Source organism: cf. Phormidesmis sp. LEGE 11477, from assembly GCF_015207105.1.
Taxonomy (GTDB): domain Bacteria; phylum Cyanobacteriota; class Cyanobacteriia; order Phormidesmidales; family Phormidesmidaceae; genus Phormidesmis.
In genome coordinates this window covers 59,804-78,314 of sequence record NZ_JADEXO010000006.1, presented here as the reverse complement: position 1 = coordinate 78,314, position 18,511 = coordinate 59,804, and the positions used below count along the sequence as shown (strand labels likewise).

General features: G+C 50.6%; 14 protein-coding genes. 3 read left to right on the top strand and 11 right to left on the bottom strand.

What is annotated here, in order from left to right; all coding sequences use genetic code 11:
- Positions 1-147: 147 nt before the first annotated feature.
- The 8 genes from rpsJ to IQ256_RS03400 form a co-directional block, all read right to left on the bottom strand.
- Positions 148-456 carry a 30S ribosomal protein S10 gene (gene rpsJ / locus IQ256_RS03435; protein ID WP_370623337.1) on the bottom strand — a complete coding sequence of 103 codons (309 nt, stop codon included), beginning with the start codon at positions 454-456 and terminating at the stop codon, positions 148-150.
- 176 nt (positions 457-632) lie between these two features.
- A complete protein-coding gene (gene tuf / locus IQ256_RS03430; protein WP_193854155.1) occupies positions 633-1,862 on the bottom strand; it encodes an elongation factor Tu in 1,230 nt (409 codons plus the stop codon).
- Positions 1,863-1,890: 28 nt separating this feature from the next.
- Positions 1,891-3,966, bottom strand: coding sequence for an elongation factor G (gene fusA, locus IQ256_RS03425; RefSeq protein WP_193854154.1), 2,076 nt, complete (start codon positions 3,964-3,966; stop codon positions 1,891-1,893).
- Positions 3,967-4,259: 293 nt separating this feature from the next.
- Positions 4,260-4,730, bottom strand: coding sequence for a 30S ribosomal protein S7 (rpsG, locus tag IQ256_RS03420; RefSeq protein WP_193854153.1), 471 nt, complete (start codon positions 4,728-4,730; stop codon positions 4,260-4,262).
- A 201-nt stretch (positions 4,731-4,931) separates the two neighbouring features.
- Entirely contained in the window at positions 4,932-5,306 is a 375-nt protein-coding gene (gene rpsL / locus IQ256_RS03415) for a 30S ribosomal protein S12 (protein ID WP_193854152.1), read from the bottom strand.
- Between the two features lie 175 nt (positions 5,307-5,481).
- Positions 5,482-5,811 (bottom strand): iron-sulfur cluster assembly accessory protein, encoded by a 330-nt coding sequence (locus IQ256_RS03410; RefSeq protein WP_193854151.1) that lies wholly within the window; start codon positions 5,809-5,811, stop codon positions 5,482-5,484.
- A gap of 231 nt (positions 5,812-6,042) precedes the next feature.
- Complete coding sequence (locus tag IQ256_RS03405) at positions 6,043-6,456, bottom strand: phosphomannose isomerase type II C-terminal cupin domain (protein WP_193854150.1); 414 nt, start codon at positions 6,454-6,456, stop codon at positions 6,043-6,045.
- Positions 6,457-6,753: 297 nt separating this feature from the next.
- Positions 6,754-8,709, bottom strand: a complete 1,956-nt coding sequence (locus tag IQ256_RS03400) for a phosphodiester glycosidase family protein (RefSeq protein ID WP_193854149.1) — start codon at positions 8,707-8,709, stop codon at positions 6,754-6,756.
- Between the two features lie 674 nt (positions 8,710-9,383).
- On the opposite strand from IQ256_RS03400, the gene gltB reads away from it, so the two are divergent.
- Both gltB and IQ256_RS03390 read left to right on the top strand, forming a co-directional pair.
- The gene (gene gltB / locus IQ256_RS03395) at positions 9,384-14,099 is read left to right on the top strand and encodes a glutamate synthase large subunit (protein WP_193854148.1); all 4,716 of its coding nucleotides are present in this window, start codon (positions 9,384-9,386) and stop codon (positions 14,097-14,099) included.
- A 323-nt stretch (positions 14,100-14,422) separates the two neighbouring features.
- A complete protein-coding gene (locus IQ256_RS03390) occupies positions 14,423-14,980 on the top strand; it encodes a PPC domain-containing protein (RefSeq protein ID WP_193854147.1) in 558 nt (185 codons plus the stop codon).
- A 102-nt stretch (positions 14,981-15,082) separates the two neighbouring features.
- On the opposite strand, the gene IQ256_RS03385 is transcribed toward IQ256_RS03390, so the two are convergent.
- A complete protein-coding gene (locus IQ256_RS03385) occupies positions 15,083-16,183 on the bottom strand; it encodes a hypothetical protein (protein ID WP_193854146.1) in 1,101 nt (366 codons plus the stop codon).
- A 296-nt stretch (positions 16,184-16,479) separates the two neighbouring features.
- Here IQ256_RS03385 and IQ256_RS03380 point away from each other — a divergent pair, with 296 nt between their 5' ends.
- Entirely contained in the window at positions 16,480-17,349 is an 870-nt protein-coding gene (locus IQ256_RS03380) for a DUF1361 domain-containing protein (protein WP_193854145.1), read from the top strand.
- 72 nt (positions 17,350-17,421) lie between these two features.
- On the opposite strand, the gene IQ256_RS03375 is transcribed toward IQ256_RS03380, so the two are convergent.
- Both IQ256_RS03375 and IQ256_RS03370 read right to left on the bottom strand, forming a co-directional pair.
- Positions 17,422-18,048, bottom strand: coding sequence for a hypothetical protein (locus IQ256_RS03375; protein ID WP_193854144.1), 627 nt, complete (start codon positions 18,046-18,048; stop codon positions 17,422-17,424).
- Between the two features lie 53 nt (positions 18,049-18,101).
- Positions 18,102-18,377 (bottom strand): hypothetical protein, encoded by a 276-nt coding sequence (locus tag IQ256_RS03370; protein WP_193854143.1) that lies wholly within the window; start codon positions 18,375-18,377, stop codon positions 18,102-18,104.
- Positions 18,378-18,511 lie beyond the last annotated feature (134 nt).

Below are 18,511 nucleotides of genomic sequence, written 5' to 3'. Positions count from 1 at the left end.
ACAGCTAGTTTAACGTAGGCTTAAACGCCATGCTACGAATAGATAGGGGCCAAAAACCAAAAAGTGAAGGGCATCTACAAGAGATACCCTCAAAGGCTAATTGGCCAAGAGTTGCTTGACGCCGATATTTCAAAGGCTACAGAAAGGCTACAGCTTCACCTCAATGTCTACGCCAGCAGGCAGATCTAGCTTCATCAGTGCATCGATTGTTTTAGAAGAGGGCTGATAGATATCGATAATACGCCGATGCGTACGAGTCTCGAAATGCTCACGAGAATCTTTGTCTACGTGAGGCGATCGCAAGACACAGTAAATCTTGCGCTTCGTAGGTAGGGGGATAGGACCAACGGCAGTTGCATTGGTGCGGTTGGCAGTTTCGACAATTTTTTCGCAGGAAGTATCTAGCAAGCGGCGGTCAAAAGCCTTGAGGCGGATGCGGATCTTCTGCTGTTGAATAGTAGCGGCCATGAAATGTAGAGCGCCTTTAGCGCGTGTAATTTAATTTTCTAGGTTCAGTTGTTCGGCAAGTAACCGAGGGCTGAGCGGAGTCGTAGAGCTTTGCTCTTCTCGAAGAGTAGTCCGGCTGTGTTGTGACTTCGACTCCGCTCAATCAGCGTAAGCTGCTGATTGCTCTACTTGGTGATCTTAGAGACAACGCCTGCACCCACGGTGCGGCCACCTTCACGAATGGCGAAGCGCATGCCTTGCTCAATCGCGATCGGGTTGATTAGCTTGACGTTCATTTTGATGCGATCGCCTGGCATGACCATCTCAGCCGCGCTGCCATCATCAGCAGTAAAGCTTTCGATAGAACCGGTTACATCGGTTGTCCGCACATAGAACTGAGGCTTATAGCCAGGGAAGAACGGCGTATGACGACCGCCCTCTTCCTTGTTCAACACATAGACCTCAGACTCAAACTCAGTATGAGGCGTGATCGAACCAGGCTTGGCAAGCACCATGCCACGCTCGATGTCTTCTTTTTGCACACCGCGAAGAAGGACGCCAACGTTGTCACCCGCCATGCCGGAATCCAACGTTTTTTGGAACATTTCTACGCCGGTTACGGTTGTATTACGAGTATCGCGAATGCCAACTAGCTCTACAGTCTCACCAACTTTGACGACGCCGCGCTCGATGCGCCCAGTCGCAACCGTACCCCGACCAGTAATCGAGAAAACGTCCTCAACCGCCATCAAGAAAGGCTTATCAACTTCGCGCTCAGGCGTAGGAATGTAGGAATCTACTTCGTCCATCAAAGCGTGAATCTTATCAACCCACTCATCCGCACCGCGAGCAGTGCTCGGATCGGCAACTAGCTTTTCAACTGCCTTGAGCGCAGAACCCGTTGCGATTGGAATATCATCACCAGGGAAATCGTAAGAGCTCAATAGCTCACGAACTTCTAGCTCAACTAGCTCAAGTAGTTCTTCATCATCTACTTGGTCTTGCTTGTTCAAGAACACAACGATGTTAGGCACGCCAACTTGACCTGCTAGCAGAATGTGCTCACGAGTTTGAGGCATCGGGCCATCAGCCGCAGATACTACCAAGATCGCACCGTCCATCTGCGCTGCGCCTGTGATCATATTCTTCACATAGTCAGCGTGACCAGGACAGTCTACGTGAGCATAGTGACGATTTTCAGTCTCATACTCAACGTGAGCCGTGTTGATAGTGATGCCACGCGCTTTCTCCTCAGGAGCCGCGTCGATCTCATCATACTTCTGAGCTTTTGCACCACCACCCGCAGCTAGCGTCATCGTAATAGCCGCAGTCAGCGTGGTCTTACCATGGTCAACGTGGCCAATTGTGCCAATGTTAACGTGGGGTTTACTTCTTTCAAATTTTGCGCGTGCCATGAATCTCTCTTTGTGTTCCTAAAACTAACTATGCGTTCCCTTTGTTTCTAGCGATGATCGCTTCAGCCACACTACGCGGAACTTCCTCGTACTGGCTGAACTCCATAGAAAAGGAGCCTCTTCCCTGGGTCTTGGAGCGAATGTCGGTCGCATAACCAAACATCTCAGCCAAAGGCACCCGAGAGGTAACCTTTGTCACACCGCTCTGTGAGCCCATTCCCTCAATCTGACCGCGACGAGAGTTTAGATCTCCCATCACGTCTCCGAGGAAGTCTTCTGGAGCTTCCACTTCGACCTTCATCATGGGTTCCAAAAGAACCGGAGAAGCCTTCATCACTGCCTCTTTGACTGCCAGGGAGCCAGCAATCTTAAATGCCATCTCCGAGGAGTCAACGTCGTGATAAGAACCATCCACCAAAGTGACCTTTACATCAATTAATGGATATCCGGCTAGAATACCAGATTCGCAAGCCTCTTTCATCCCTTGCTCTGCAGGTCCGATAAATTCCCTGGGAATGGTTCCTCCCACAATTTTACTGACAAACTCAAACCCGGTGCCTTGCTCTGCGGGTTCAAGCTCAATCACGACATGGCCATACTGCCCTTTGCCACCGCTTTGCCGGATAAACTTCGACTCGGCCTTTGAAGGCTTGAGCACAGTCTCCCGATAAGCTACCTGCGGCGCACCGATATTGGCTTCAACTTTGAATTCTCTGAGCATGCGGTTGACCAGAATATCCAGATGCAGCTCGCCCATCCCGGCGATTACGGTCTGATTGGTTTCAGGGTCAATACTGACCTTAAAGGTCGGATCTTCTTCTGACAAAGACTGAAGTGCTTTTGAGAGCTTCTCCATGTCTTGCTTGGTTTTGGGCTCAACTGCGACCGAGATCACAGGTTCAGGTATGTATAGAGACTCTAGGACAATCGGATCATCGGGATCACAAATTGTGTCTCCTGTGAACGTATCTTTGAGTCCTAGTGCGGCCCCCAGATCGCCCGCTCGCATCTCATCTACTTCAGTTCGCTCGTCCGCTTTGAGAATAATCAGACGAGAAATTCGCTCTTTTTTATCCTTAGTCGCGTTATAGACGTAGCTGCCTTTCTTCAAGACGCCTGAGTATACTCGGATGAAAGTCAGACGACCGTAAGGATCAGCCATGATCTTGAACGCTAGGGCGGCAGCGGGCGTGTCATCATTGGCTGGCCTAACGCCAGTTTCGCCGTTTGGCAAAATTCCCTCGATAGGCGGAACTTCGGGCGGTGAGGGCAGGTAATCTACCACGGCATCGAGCAGTAGCTGAACGCCTTTGTTTTTGAAAGCGGAACCACAGAGCATCGGCACGAGATTGTCTTTGATGGTGGCCTGACGAATGCCATCCATCAAGACTTCTGCAGAGAGCTCTTCGCCTTCTAGATAGCGCTCCATCAAATCGTCACTGGTTTCGGCGATCGTTTCGACCAGTAAGGTGCGGTATTCCTCGGCTTGTGATCGCACTTCTTCAGGAATATCGGTTACCTGAATATCTGTCCCCAGATCATTTTCATAGATATGGGCCTTCATCTGCACCAAATCGACGACGCCTCTGAACTGGTCTTCAGCGCCGATAGGAATCTGAATGGGCACTGCTTTGGCTTTTAGCTGCTCTCTTACCTGCTCATAGACTTTGAAAAAATTGGCACCCGTTCGATCCATTTTGTTGACAAAGGCAATCCGGGGCACTTTGTAGCGATCCGCCTGTCGCCAAACCGTTTCTGACTGAGGCTGGACGCCGCCAACTGAACAGAATACAGCCACCACACCGTCTAGCACTCGCATAGAACGCTCTACTTCGATGGTGAAGTCGACATGCCCAGGCGTGTCAATAATATTGATTTGGTGATCGCGCCAGGTCGTAGAAATAGCCGCCGCCGTGATGGTGATGCCACGCTCTTTCTCCTGCTCCATCCAGTCGGTAACCGCATTACCGTCATGAACTTCGCCAATCTTGTGAACCACCCCTGAGTAAAATAAGATTCGCTCAGTCGTTGTGGTCTTGCCAGCATCAATATGCGCCGCGATGCCGATATTTCTAACGTCTTCTAATGAAATAGTGCGTGCCACACCAAACCTCCGAATCAGTCTGCTATGAATTACTATGAATAGCCGTAAATACTCGCTGTAGATACACGAAACAGCAGCCTACTCGTAGCTAAATCCATAGCTAAACCCGTAGCTAGATAATTATAGAACAGCAAAATGCTTATCAGCAGCCGTCTGTAGCTATGCCCGCTCGACCTGCAGAGCGTAGCTGATAATGAATAGAGTAGTGAACAGAGCGTAGCCAAAATGAGCCGAAGCCTAGCTAATGAACCAAAGCACAGCTAGCAAACGTAAATTCAACGCTAGGCAAGAATCTAGTAGCGGTAGTGAGCAAATGCTTTGTTTGCTTCCGCCATCCGATGAGTCTCCTCGCGTTTACGAACTGCGCCGCCTGTCTCATTGGCAGCGTCGATCAGCTCATTGGCCAGCTTCATCGCCATTGTCCGACCACCGCGCGATCGCGAGAACTGAGTGATCCAACGCAAAGAAAGCGCGGTTCCCCGCTCTGAACGAACTTCCATCGGTACCTGATAGGTCGCACCACCTACCCGGCGAGCCTTGACTTCTACTAGCGGCGTCGTATTGCGAACTGCCTGCTCAAATGTTTCTAGGGGGTCGCTTCCGGTACGCTCTTCAATAATTTTAAAGGCCCCATACAGAATTTTATTAGCGACAGACTTCTTACCGCTAAGCATGATTCGACGAGACATCATACTAACAAGACGGCTGTTGTAAACAGAATCAGGCGGGACGGTGCGTTTTTGAGCTGCTGAACGACGAGACATGAGGTGTTGACCCTAGCTAGTGGAAGAGTAGTGAATGTTTGCGATTGTCAGTATTAGCTAAGCGTGAGTGAGAGCCAATCTACCTAATGTGGAACGCAACGAACCTATCAGAGGTTGACGCAAGCTAGCCTCAGCATGACTGAGCTTGGTACACCTGAGAGGCCCACGATGAATAGGAAGACACTCTATCAAAATGAAAGCTTATCCTTTTGGCTTCTTAGCGCCATATTTAGACCGACTCTGGCGACGATCTTTAACACCTGCTGTGTCCAAAGTGCCGCGAATAATGTGATAGCGAACGCCAGGAAGATCCTTGACACGACCACCGCGAATCATCACTACAGAATGCTCTTGAAGGTTGTGACCGATACCTGGAATATAGGCCGTCACCTCAAAGCCAGATGTCAGACGGACCCTTGCAACTTTTCTCAAAGCTGAGTTGGGCTTCTTGGGCGTGGTTGTATACACGCGAGTACAAACACCACGACGCTGAGGGCAACTCTTTAGCGCAGGAGATTTGGTTTTTTTGGTTGCTTTTGAACGCTCAGTGCGAATGAGCTGCTGGATCGTAGGCATAAGGCGGGGGATTGTAACTCCGCAAAAAAGTTTTCATAGAGCCCGATAGTATCAAGGAAATTTTCACCTTGTCAATCAGGGCCTATTATTCTACCTGATTTTATATCGATATTTCTATGACTATATTCTATGTCGATTTGGATTAGGCCGATTGGAGCCAAAGTTGAGCAAGCGCCTATCGGGTTGCGAAAGCAGCGCCACAGCGGCAGCTTTCAGTGGCAAGAGGATTATTAAAGCGAAATGCGCCGCCAGTTAAATCTTCAGCGAAGTCGATTTTGAGTCCTTGAATACGAGCCAAGAGACTGCGTTCTACCACTAGCTGAATGCCATCAAACTCATAAATCTGATCTTCTGCTCCTCCCAATGCCGGCTCCAAACTTAGTGCATAGGCCCATTCGGCGCAGCTACTAGGTTGCAAATTTAGTCTGCAAATTGCGTCGGGCTGCTTCTGTCTGCGACGCAATCGGTCTATTTCTTGACGGGCTGCGGTCGTGAGCTGAATCATGTGGCTTGGGCTTGTGGCAGCGATGATGGGGATCTGTATCGCAATTGTACGATCGGTGTGTCTGATTAGCGCCAGCGAGTCACCGAAGAAAGCACAGCAAAAAAGTAGGAAGCCTATTGGTTTCCTACTTTGAGGGATTGACGAAGGATAAATGCGAGACTGAGTTTTGAGGGACTAGCTTGCAGAAACTTTTAGCAGAGCCTGTACAACTCCTAACTCTTTCTATTATCTCTATTTCTTCTGACGAGCATAGTCGTCTTCGTAGCGAGTGATATCGTCTTCGCCTAGATACTCACCGTTTTGAACTTCGATCAAGATAAGAGGAATGACACCTGAGTTTTCGAGCCTGTGCGTGGTGCAAGCGGGTACGTAAGTAGATTGGTTAGTAGAAAGCATCGTTTCTTTCTCGCCGCAGGTGACTTTGGCAGTCCCAGAGACGACAATCCAATGCTCGCTGCGGTGGTGGTGCATCTGTAAGCTCAGACGGTGACCAGGCTTAACCTCGATGCGCTTGATTTTGTATCCGCTCGCTTCTTCTAGCACGGTAAAGGAGCCCCATGGCCGCAGCTCGGTAGCGGCGACGCCTTCAAAACCATTCGCTTCTGAAGAGTTGTCTACTTGTGGAATCTCTTGAACATGCACCATATTGTCAGTCTCCTGATTGCTGTATGAACGTAATTTCTGTAAACAAGATGTTCATGAATAAACATCTATGACCTGCGTATTCGTGACCGAAGGAAGCACATAGCAAGCCATCATGCAAGGTCTTATGGCTTTCGGTTGATTCTAGCAATGCCCTCCCCTGGTTCGTAAAGTGACAAAGGGCACAACTAGCGCTTCTCTATCAAGTCTTTATCCTTATCAACTGATATTGAAGTTCACTTGTAGGCTGAGGCTAACCGATCTCGAATCGATGAGTCGTGCGCTAGCCTATCAACTTGATTAGTTTTCCCCTGAGACGAATAGACCGATGCCGTTGTTGACTCTTGCTGCAGTGCGGGGATGTCGGTTGAGGAGCTGCCCGCCTAGATATAGGCTAGATGAACTACCACCGTCTAGATTGAGGGCGTCGACTGCCCCGAGTTGCTTCATGATGTAGGCTGTCTCGGTGAGAGTAGGACCTCTGCCGCCTACTCGATCGTGCATAGTGGCGATGATCCAGGTGCCATCTGCGGTTTTGCCAACGGCAGTGCGCGGCGCGGCCCCTTGTATAAAGTTGGTGCTGAAGCCTTCAAGCTGCGGGTTGAGAACAATGTTGCGATCGCGTACTAACAAAGGCCCACCGCCGATGATGTTGGGATACTGCTCAAAAACAGCAGGCTGACTTTGGCTACTGAGTAAAACGGGCGTACCCGGCTGGAAGCTTTGCCCAGCGGTCCGGTAGCTTCTCAGGGCTAATAGATAGCCACCGTCTCTAGGAATAGGCACGCTGCTCGATCCGGCCTTTCCCATGCTCTGTTGAGCGACGACTTCGTGATTCTGAACGGTGACGATGATCTCGTTATCTACAATCGGCGTATAGGTCGAGCCCCACCCTTCTGTATATCGGCCAATACCCGCTTTTACATAGCCGCTGTTGACAGCCAAGATAGGGAAAGCTTCCCCCACGCCTGTCGTCACAGACTCAGACAGCGTAAATCGATCCATCACTAGCTCACCGCTATCATTCCAGGCCATTGCACCTCTGCCTAGAATAGGCCCAGATATCCACTGCCCGGCGCTGCGGACTGCCCCTAGCGGTAGCTGGTTATTGCGGTTGAAAAAGCCAGCATTGACCGCGCCGATTGCCCGCGTCCGCTGTGCAGTTGATAAAATTGGTTCGATCCCAATAGCTGTGTTGTCCGCCGCGTGAATTGGCCTAAGCGTGAGGGCACCGGAACTAGGGCGAGCGATAAACATGTACACCGGAAAGCGATGCTGGTTGACGTTGACGTACTGCTGTCGCCAGCGTAGACCCGGTGCCCAAGCAACATCGCGCTCCACCATAGGATCGCGGCGAATATCAATCACGATCCTAGCGGGATTGCCCGTCGTCCAAATCTGAGGAGACGCGCCACCTTTGGTTTTGATTTTGAGAATAGTTTGGCCGTTAAGCGGCGCGACATCGAGCTGGGTAAGTAGATTGCCAGGTTTCGCTTTGAAGGCGCTAACCAAGTCCTGAGAGATATTACCTGTAACGGTGATGGTGTAGCCACTAGAGGAGTCCATGCGCCAAGTGGCAGGACCGGAGAGATCGACAACGATGCGATCGCCCCAGGTCTGTTTTCCTTGTCGGATGCCTGTAGTCTGGCTCTGCGGCATGGCTAGCTGCAGGGTGTTGCCCGCTATCTGCTGAGTCCAACCACTCGCTACGGCCAGATCGGTGATGTCTAAATAGCGATCGGTCGCGTCCCACCAGGCAGGTAGATTAATGACGCTATCTTGCGTGGTGGGAAACCAGCGAACCGGCTGCTGCGATTCCACCGTAGTGCTCATCAGCTCTACCCCAACGAGGCTGGCCATCGCCTGGCTAGAGATCCCGATGCGACCGTCTTTTTGCTGCCAGAAGCCAGTTAGCGTATGACCGTTTACTCTGATTCGGTTGCCCGATAGTCTGCTGGCGGTATTAGCTTTAGCTGCTGGGCGAAATGACGGCAGCTTAAAGGATTGAAAGGGCGTGAGATGAGACGAATGAGTCCCTGCTTCAGCCGCTTCTGGTCCGTTGGTCCTTGCTACGAGAAAATTGGACAGAGAAGTCAGTGAGCGCGGTAAATCAACCCCAAAAGAAGTAACGACGGCCCATCCCATTACCGTCAAAAACCCAAATGAGACTACTCGTTTGATCGGCAACCTACCGCTAGGTGACAAATCGGTCGATAGCTGGTGGGTAGCGTTGGATTTAGATGGCTTTGGGTGCATCAGCTCAATAGGTGATCGCTTGCGATCTTTCGTAGTGTGTTTATCAAACCAGGAACTAAGACTAATGTGCGATTGTGAGCGATCGCGTCTAGGGCTGTTCTTCAGGGTTACCTAAAACGGAGTCTACGGGGGAGAAACTTTTCAAAAAAGTTACTTGAACATTGGTTGATATTTCCCAATTTCCCAATTTCCTAGTAGTAATTCGTCAAAAATACTTACCCGAGTCTAGCCAGGTGACCGCTCAGCTAGCGAACTCGGTTTGCCAGTGTCTAGACTGGCTAGATAGATTCTGTCGATTCGGTATGTCCTATCTACCTATCCTATATAGACAGTACGTCCTACCTATATAGACAGTACGTCCTACCTACCCAATAGACAGATAGATAGCTGCGGCGCGATTACACAGATAATTTTTGCAGACAAAAGAGTTACCTGTGAACTTCACTATCGCTTAATGTTTCTATATAATCCGAAAAGAGGCTCTTCTTAGCATTGCCAAAGTTAGCCTAGAGGCTTTGCTTTGAAAGCAGATAGCAGTTAGCTAGAGCAGCTTACTCCCGTGTCGGTAAGCGGCAGGCGGGCTAGTTCGTTTCTTCTCTGGTTTTTCTAACCCTGTCCTTTTTAATCCTTCTTCCTTTCATCCGTTCTTTATTTCATCAGCAGGTAGTACGCGCGTGATTCTCAATCCGACCACTTTTCAGACCGATGTATTGGAGCCCTTGGGACCGAGCTGGCTTGTAGAAGAGCGAGATGCTTGTGGAGTGGGCTTTATCGCCGATCAGCAGGGAAAGGCTAGCCATCAATTGATCAAAGATACGCTGAGCGCTCTAACCTGCATGGAGCACCGAGGTGGTTGCTGCGCCGATAAGTATTCTGGTGACGGCGCGGGCGTGATGACGGCAATTCCCTGGCGTTTGTTTCAAGATTGGACAAAAGAGAGCGGACTAGAGTCTTTGGTGCCTGGAAACACTGGGGTGGCGATGGTGTTTTTGCCGCAAGAGGCCACAGCGGAGAAAGAGACGCGATCGCAGTTTCAAAAGGCGGTTGAAGCGACTGGTCTCACCTTTGTAGGCTGGCGAGAAGTCCCAGTTGAACCAGAGACGCTAGGGCCACTGGCAAAGGAATTTCAGCCAAGGATCGCCCAGGCGGTGATGACCGCTAGCGACCAGCAGTGGGATGATCTAGAGCGATCGCTCTTTCTAGTCCGGCGGCGATTTGAAAAAGCAATTGTTCAGCTGGCAAAAGACAGAAGCGAAGCGGACGCCCAATCTCTTTTAGAAGCCTACGTCTGTTCTATCTCTACGCGCACGATCGTTTATAAGGGCATGGTGCGCTCTGAAGTGCTAGGCCAGTTTTACAAAGACCTGCAAAATCCGGGCTATGAGAGTGCTTTTGCGGTTTACCACAGAAGGTTCAGCACTAATACCCTGCCTAAGTGGCCGTTGGCTCATCCGATGAGGCTGCTAGGTCACAACGGTGAAATCAATACGCTAATCGGCAATATCAACTGGATGACGGCTAGGCAGGCAGAGCTTTCTCATCCTATCTGGGGAGAGGATCTAGAGCTGCTTAAGCCGGTGGTGAATGCAGAAAATAGCGATTCTGCGAACCTAGATAACGCCATGGAGCTGCTGGTCAGATCTGGGCGAGGGCCTGCTCAGGCACTGACGATTTTGGTGCCAGAGGCCTATCAGAACCAACCCGAGCTAGCTAACTATCCAGAGATTGTTGACTACTACGAGTATTACAGCAGCATTCAAGAACCTTGGGATGGCCCGGCGCTGATCGTTTTTTGTGATGGCAAACAAATCGGGGCAACCCTAGATAGGAACGGACTAAGACCCGCTCGATATGTTGTCACGAAGAATGGCTATGTAGTGGTCTCGTCGGAAGCGGGCGTGGTGGATCTGCCTGTGGAAGATATTGTCGAAAAAGGTAGACTCGGCCCCGGTCAGATGCTGGCTGTAAACTTTGAAGAAGGCCATGAGATTCTGCACAACTGGGAGATCAAGCAGCGGATTGCCCAGGCTCAGCCGTATGGTCAGTGGCTAGCGGAGCGGCGTCAAGAGATTGCGCCTCAGCTATTTAGCGAAGAGACTCGTTTGGACACGCAGACGCTGCTGACTCAGCAGACCGCCTTTGGCTACACCGCTGAAGATGTGGACATGATTATCCAGGACATGGCAGCTCAGGCCAAAGAGCCTACCTTCTGTATGGGTAATGACACGCCGCTAGCGGTGCTCTCCGACAAGCCTCATTTGCTGTACGACTATTTCAAGCAGCGGTTTGCCCAGGTGACCAATCCGCCGATTGACCCCTTGCGCGAACGTTTGGTGATGTCTTTGACAACTCAGCTGGGTGCTCAAGGCAACCTACTGGAGGAGCATCCTGAGCTGGCCAATATTTTGAAACTAGAGTCGCCAGTGATCAATGCCCCTGAGCTGACGGTGATTGAAGAGTCGGGCTTCGAGGTGAGTACGCTCTCGACGCTGTACAACATTGAAGGCGGGCCGACCGGTCTAGAATCGGCGGTGAAAGCGCTATGCGATCGGGCGGCTGCGGCAGTGAAAGCGGGCGCTCAGGTGCTAATTTTGAGCGATCGCACCAGTCCTATTAACACCCCTCAAGGTAATAGCCCTGAAGGCAACAAAAGCGAAACCACTCTCTCCCCCGAACAGACCTACATTCCGCCTTTAGTCGCAGTAGGCGCGGTGCATCATTCCCTAATTGCTAGCGGTCTGCGGATGAGAACCTCTTTGATCGTAGACACTGCCCAATGCTGGAGCACGCACCACTTTGCCTGCCTGCTGGGCTATGGTGCCACCGCAATCTGCCCCTATCTGGCGTTGGAAAGCGTTCGTCACTGGTGGGCCGATAAGAAGACGCAAAAGCAAATGGAAAGCGGCAAGCTGCCCGTTTCGACGCTCAACGGCGCACAGGCAAACTATCGCAAGGCAATAGATAATGGCCTGCTAAAAATTCTTTCAAAGATGGGAATTTCTCTGCTGAGCAGCTATCGCGGCGCTCAGATCTTTGAGGCAGTTGGTATTGGCGCAAACTTGAAGGACTTAGCCTTTAGAGGCAGTGTGTCTCGTCTAGGGGGATTGAGTATTGAAGAGCTTGCCCAAGAGACAATGTCTTTTCATGAGAAGGCGTTTCCTGAGCTGACGCGCAAACGCTTGGAGAACATGGGCTTTATCCAGTCGCGGCCATCGGGTGAATACCACATGAACAACCCGGCGATGACGAAGCTGTTGCATAAGGCGGTAGAGACCAAGCAGTATGACCACTACGAGATCTATCGCGAACAGCTAAAGGGTAGACCGATTGCGGCACTGCGCGATCTGTTGGATTTTGATAGCGATCGCGACTCAATTGCTCTGGACGAAGTAGAACCCGTCGAATCGATCATGCAGCGCTTCTGCACTGGCGGCATGTCGCTGGGCTCATTGTCTCGTGAAGCGCACGAGACGCTGGGCATTGCCATGAACAGAATCGGCGGTAAGTCGAACTCGGGCGAAGGCGGCGAAGACGCGGTCCGATTCAAGGTTTTAGACGATGTCGATGGCGAGGGCTTTTCTGATACGCTGCCTCATCTCAAAGGATTAGAGAATGGCGATACGGCCTCTTCTGCTATCAAGCAGGTGGCTTCTGGTCGCTTTGGCGTGACGCCTGAGTATCTGATGAGCGCTAGGCAAATCGAAATTAAGATGGCTCAAGGCGCAAAGCCGGGTGAAGGTGGTCAGCTTCCGGGTAAGAAAGTGAGTGAATATATTGCCTCATTGCGGAAGTCAAAGCCGGGTGTGACGCTGATTTCTCCACCACCCCATCACGATATCTATTCGATTGAGGATCTCGCTCAGCTAATTTTCGATCTGCACCAGATCAATCCAAATGCAGGCGTTTCGGTCAAGCTGGTTGCAGAAGTGGGTATCGGTACGATTGCAGCGGGCGTGGCTAAGGCAAATGCCGATGTGATTCAGATCTCTGGCCATGACGGTGGTACAGGGGCGTCGCCGCTGAGCTCGATCAAGCATGCGGGAATGCCGTGGGAGCTAGGACTGACTGAGGTGCATCGGTCTCTGATGCAAAATGGACTGCGCGATCGCGTTCTGCTGCGCGTCGATGGTGGTCTAAAAACGGGTTGGGACGTGATCATGGGGGCGCTAATGGGCGCAGAGGAATACGGCTTTGGCTCAATCGCGATGATTGCCGAGGGCTGCATTATGGCCCGCGTTTGTCATACGAACCAATGCCCGGTCGGGGTAGCCACTCAGCAGGAAGCGTTGAGAAAGCGCTTTTCTGGCACGCCGGGTAAGGTGGTGAATTTCTTCTACTTTATTGCTGAAGAAGTGCGGTCTTTGCTAGCTAAGCTGGGCTATCGTTCGCTGGACGAGATCGTCGGACGTGCTGATCTGCTTACGCCGCGTGATGATGTGTCGCTGGCGAAGACGAAGGCGCTAGATCTATCGGCGCTGGTGAAGCTACCGGATGTGAATGGCGTTGGCGAAGCCTCTCCGCAGGAGAATCGCACCTGGCTAGATCATGGCGATGTGAATAGCAACGGTAATGTGCTTGATGATCAGATTTTGGCGGATGCGGATGTGGCTGGTGCGATCGCGAACCATACCTCAGTAACTAAGACTTGGGATGTGGTCAATACCGACAGGGCGGTCGGGGCTAGGGTATCGGGTGCGATCGCCAAGCAATATGGCAATACCGGATTCAAAGGCAGTCTTAACCTCAACTTCAACGGCAGCGTCGGTCAAAGCTTTGGTGCTTTTAACATCGCTGGGATGACGATGACCCTGACGGGTGAAGCCAACGACTACGTCGGCAAAGGCATGAACGGCGGCGAAATTGTGATCAAACCGTTTGAGAAAGCTACCTACAAAGCAGAAGAAAACGTCATCGTCGGCAATACCTGCATCTACGGCGCTAGCGGCGGCACTCTGTACATCAACGGAATTGCGGGCGAGCGATTTGCCGTTCGTAACTCTAAAGGCGTGGCGGTATTAGAAGGGGCAGGCGATCACTGCTGCGAATATATGACTGGCGGTGTGGTGGTTGTCCTTGGCGGCGTTGGTCGCAACGTTGGTGCTGGGATGACGGGGGGACTCGGCTACTTCCTAGACGAATCTGGTGACTTCCAGACGCGAGTGAATCCTGAGATTGTGCAGGTGCAGCGAGTGCGGAGCGAAGCGGGCGAGCAGCAGCTCAAGTCACTGATCGAAGCGCACGCAGATCGAACCGGCAGTGAGAAAGCCAAGCGAATCTTGGCCGACTGGAAGACTTATCTATCTAAGTTCTGGCAAGTTGTGCCACCTTCTGAAGCAGACAGCCTAGAAGCAGAAGTACAGCAAGAGAAGATGAGCACGACAGTTAGTTAGAAGCTAGTTAAATGAAAAGGATCTAATCGAAAAGCCTCACTCGTATTTGTTCGAGTGAGGCTTTTGGTCTTTGAACCTGTTTTAAGCTTGTGTTAACAGCATCTTGACGCGATTAGAGAAGAAACCTATCATTTACGGACTTTCGTTCAGAAATAAGTACACAGCGTTTGCTACTTTGCTCCACACGCTCATAACAAATTAGCTCCTTGCTTAGCCCTCAATGTTAGAGAGCAGGTGGTCAGCGAACGCATGGGTGTATCTAGTGCTAGTGACACCTGTATTCTTGCGATCGCCGTACGCCCCTAAGTTTTGGTAGGAAAGAGATGAAGTTCGCCCCTGTTGTCTTAGTAACGTCCCTGTTGTTAGCGGCTCCGGCCAGCGCTGACATCAACTATCTGGTGAAACCAGCCGAAGGGATTTTGACCGGACAAGGTCGGTTAGAAAATAGCGATGACAAATTGAACGATGGACGTCACTTCGATATCTGGCCTTTCTATGCCGAAGCCGGAGAGACGATTAGCATTGTTGTAGAAAGTTCAGACTTTGACCCGGTCGTTATGTTGACGACTTACGATGGCGAGACAGTCAATATCCTTGCTGAAAATGACGACGCTAACAGCAACACGACTAACTCTAAGCTGGACATCAACATAACGCAGAGTGGTGAATTCGTCTTTACCGTACTCGGCTATGACCGTTCAATGCTGGGAAACTATGCAGTTAACATCTATGAGGCCGCTCCTTCTCAGGCCACTATTCCTCAGCCTACTGAAACGAGTGCCGAGCGGTCAGCCAGAATACTAGAGCAGGCCGAGCGACTAAACCGCGTAATGGGCTCGGGTTCTTCGACGCTTCCTAACGATCCTGGGTGGACCCCTTAGAATTTGTGAACGCTTACAGTGGCCGTCAATCAGTGGCTGTTAGTGGCCTTTAGCCTTTAGAGCGGTGCCCCTGAGGAGTTCGCTGAAGTTGGTGGCTGACCATCAGCCACCAACTTCAGCGAACTCGACTTGAACTTGCCGGGTATGGAGCACCTGTGTCATCACAGTGTCTGCGTGATCGTCAGGTAGCTTCATTGAGCTGAGTCCAGGAATCATCTGGCTGATCTTTTGAATCTGGGCTGTGAGCATATCCATCACATCGCAGTCAAATTCAAACTGGGCCGAGAGTGCGCCTCGTTTGACCCTTTCTTTGATCACAGATTGCCAGGCGGGTTCTCCGGCCACCCAAGGATGCTCTTTGACGTTAATGGTCTCTGGCAAAGTGTTGCTTCTTTTTGGATATCTGAAGACCTTTTGATGTAGCTGAGCAGCTAGGTTCTCTTGGCAGGAAAGCGCAGTCGTAGCTGGAATGGGCGTCATCACGATCTTGGTAGCACCGAGTTGGCCAAGTAGTGACAGTAGCGCCTGTTCTCTTTCTTTGAACAAGATAGAGAAGTAGTCGGTAACAGGGTAGTACTGATTGATACGGGCTTTGAAAGGATGACGGCGATAGGTGCGACCTAGAATCGGATGACCAATTGGAAACAGCAGCGTCGAAGGCAGATCTTCTGGTCTGACGTAATCGACCAAACGCTTTGACCAGGGCGTTAGATTTAGGTTTGCGATCTGTTGAAAGAGAACACGAGCGTCGCGGTTGCGGTTGTGAATCCACTGAGGATCGTTGGGCTTTGCATATTTTTCTTGGAGCAGAGCGTTGATAGTCCAGAAAAGTGGCGCTACGGTCTGGGGCAAAGAAAGCGCCGTTAGAGTTGAGATAGAGTTGATTTCTGAATCGGTCAGGAATGAGAGCGCCTGCATGGCCCGTCTCAGCTCTATTTCGGCTCTGGCAATGTATACGTCTTTTTGACCTTGAAGGGCGATTTGCTTTGGCCTGTTGACCATATCGCCAGGGTTTTCGTCGTCGTCTAGGATGTGTAGCAGCGGTTTGAGCAGATGAGTGTCTGCTACAGGCTGAATTTGGCTGCTAGGGCGACTTTTAAGCGCAGCGTCGGATTGAACCGATTGGTGGGTGAGTTGACCCGCGCTCTGGTTGGATAGCTGGCTAGCGGCAATGCCCGTGAATTCGCGCTGACGTCTAGACATGATTACGGCTTACTGAGGACTTACTGAGGGCTAGGCACTAGTAATATAGCTGGCGATGCGGCCCTTCTTCGTAAGATGTGGCACTTTTTGTGAGAATGGATTCAGCCAGATGCTGCTGTTTGCTTTGGTGGCTACTTCGGTGGTTCTTCCGTTCGGTTGCGTACTGGTAACCGCTGAGCTTCAACCGTACAGGTTAGGAAAAAGTAAGGGAAAGTGGGTAAATTGGCTCTTCTCAGCCGGCGTTCATTTCCATCGGGTTAGATTGGGGCTAATAGGTCACGCTTTTTTACTGATTTATGTCTATGCGATCGCTCTTCACCGATATCTCGGCTGCCTTTTCTAGCGTTTATAGCGGCTGGATTCTATGGAATTTGTTCTTGGCACTGGTTCCTCTATTCCTCAGCTTTGTATTGTTTCGACGAGAAGCACTATCGAAAGCTAAGCTTTGGGGCTCAGTCGTATTGATCAGCTTGATCGGTATTGTCGGCGTTCAACCTCGCTTGCCCAGAATAATGGGAGCCCAGATGCGACTGATGAACGCGCTGATGGCTGGCGAGACCTCAGCGCAGCTCAAGGTAGCCTGGTGGGTCGCGTTAGTGCTGATTTCTATAGGCATGAGCTATTTTTTGTTCAATCGGCCTAGGAGCGCTCGGACTTTCTTGTGGTGGCTGGGGCTAGTTGGCTTTATTGCGTTTTTGCCTAACGCGCCTTACGTACTCACCGATATCATTCACCTGATCAAAGGAACTAGGGGAAGCGGTATTCAGGTCTGGCTGATTGTTTTGGTTTTCATCCCGCTGCATACGGTAGCTATTCTTCTAGGTTTTGAAGCCTATGTGCTTTCTATTCTCAACCAGGCTTACTATCTGAAGAAGAAGGGAAATGAGCGGTTCATCTTACCTTCTGAGCTATTGATCCATACACTAAGTGCTATCGGCATCTATCTAGGTCGTTTCGTTCGCCTCAATAGCTGGGACATCGCTACTGATCCAACCAGCGTGCTGATGATTACGCTCAATACTTTGACAAACAGGCGACCCGCAGCCGTTGTGTTTGTTACTTTTGTGATTTTGACGGTGCTGTACTGGATTATGAAACAGCTAACGCTAGGTATCAAGCTGCGTATCTATTACCGCAACCAAGGCATTGACGCACTCGATCTTTGATGAAAAAGATAGTTCTTTGGCAATCACAGCAAGGATTTAGAGCATGGTTTGGTCTAAAGGTCTGCTGAAGCCCTAACGGTCCACTTCATTGTTGACACCTGGCTGTCTTACCTGATTGATAAAGTCTGCGACAGGAATTCCGGTAATGACTCCTAAGATAATCCCTGTAACTGTGATTGCTAACAGGAAACGAGCGTGAGACATTTCTAACAGAAGAATACTTGTGCCTTGAATCAAATACATTCCTATCAGGCGAGGGATCCACAGCTCTGCGATCGCACTAGCCACTATCCACATCCATGCCCTACGAACGCGACGACGAAAGAAAAGCCACTGAAAGATGCCTGGAAACAAAGCTCCTACAAAAGCCAGCAATCCGACATAGAAGCGCATTAAAGAGTCCGATTCTCCAACCGTGTAGAAGAGAAATAGGAAATAGCCTTGCCTAAAAAGGTAAAAAGGGATTTCTCCTACTGCGGTTAGAACAATCCACCAATAAGCACGTTCAAAGTAGAGTCGTAGAATGAACCACTGACAGACTCCGACTATCAACCCGGTCAATAGATAGACCAGCACGAAAGCAATCGAAGAAGGACTAACAGCGTAAGTATCTGGTTGCAACAAAAAGTTTACTAGGAACAGGCTGAGAGTCGTTGCTGCAATCCAGCCATAGAAGTACTTTGATCGAAGATATTTCATAAGACGGTTCCCTATACAGCCGAAACAACTGCGTAAACGTTACCGCTACTTCTCTAGGTATCAGGACGCTCCACTGGGAAGTCGAAGCACTCGATCGGCTGGCTAGATAGGCGGATGACAGCCTGATACGCCCAATCTGCGGGAAGAACATCAGAGAAAGCAGAAGGAAACTGCCCTGGCCCGCAGGTGATAGACGCTGGGTCGTTGTTGGACTCTGTTTGAGAATCTTCTACTGGCACCTCGATAGGAGCAGGCGTTTGTCGGGGCGCTGCTTGAGCAACGTCGTTGGGTATGGTGCTAAACAATACAGAAGCGAGTAAGAACTCCATCACGCACAGTTATGTAAGGGTTTTCTTGATCGTAATTGACACTTTGAAAGATGAGTGGAGAGATAAATTACCGCGCTCTGATGACTCTGCTTACTGACAATTTTGACTACTGCGGCTTCGCTATAATCTGACTA

What these genes read in the sequence shown, in the direction of transcription:
- rpsG (WP_193854153.1), bottom strand. Translation starts at nt 4,730, where the DNA reads ATGTCTCGTCGTTCAGCAGCTCAAAAACGCACCGTCCCGCCTGATTCT.
- IQ256_RS03400 (WP_193854149.1), bottom strand. Translation starts at nt 8,709, where the DNA reads ATGCACCCAAAGCCATCTAAATCCAACGCTACCCACCAGCTATCGACC.
- IQ256_RS03380 (WP_193854145.1), top strand. Translation starts at nt 16,480, where the DNA reads ATGTCTATGCGATCGCTCTTCACCGATATCTCGGCTGCCTTTTCTAGC.
- IQ256_RS03405 (WP_193854150.1), bottom strand. Translation starts at nt 6,456, where the DNA reads ATGGTGCATGTTCAAGAGATTCCACAAGTAGACAACTCTTCAGAAGCG.
- IQ256_RS03390 (WP_193854147.1), top strand. Translation starts at nt 14,423, where the DNA reads ATGAAGTTCGCCCCTGTTGTCTTAGTAACGTCCCTGTTGTTAGCGGCT.
- IQ256_RS03385 (WP_193854146.1), bottom strand. Translation starts at nt 16,183, where the DNA reads ATGTCTAGACGTCAGCGCGAATTCACGGGCATTGCCGCTAGCCAGCTA.
- IQ256_RS03375 (WP_193854144.1), bottom strand. Translation starts at nt 18,048, where the DNA reads ATGAAATATCTTCGATCAAAGTACTTCTATGGCTGGATTGCAGCAACG.
- IQ256_RS03370 (WP_193854143.1), bottom strand. Translation starts at nt 18,377, where the DNA reads ATGGAGTTCTTACTCGCTTCTGTATTGTTTAGCACCATACCCAACGAC.
- rpsL (WP_193854152.1), bottom strand. Translation starts at nt 5,306, where the DNA reads ATGCCTACGATCCAGCAGCTCATTCGCACTGAGCGTTCAAAAGCAACC.
- IQ256_RS03410 (WP_193854151.1), bottom strand. Translation starts at nt 5,811, where the DNA reads ATGATTCAGCTCACGACCGCAGCCCGTCAAGAAATAGACCGATTGCGT.
- tuf (WP_193854155.1), bottom strand. Translation starts at nt 1,862, where the DNA reads ATGGCACGCGCAAAATTTGAAAGAAGTAAACCCCACGTTAACATTGGC.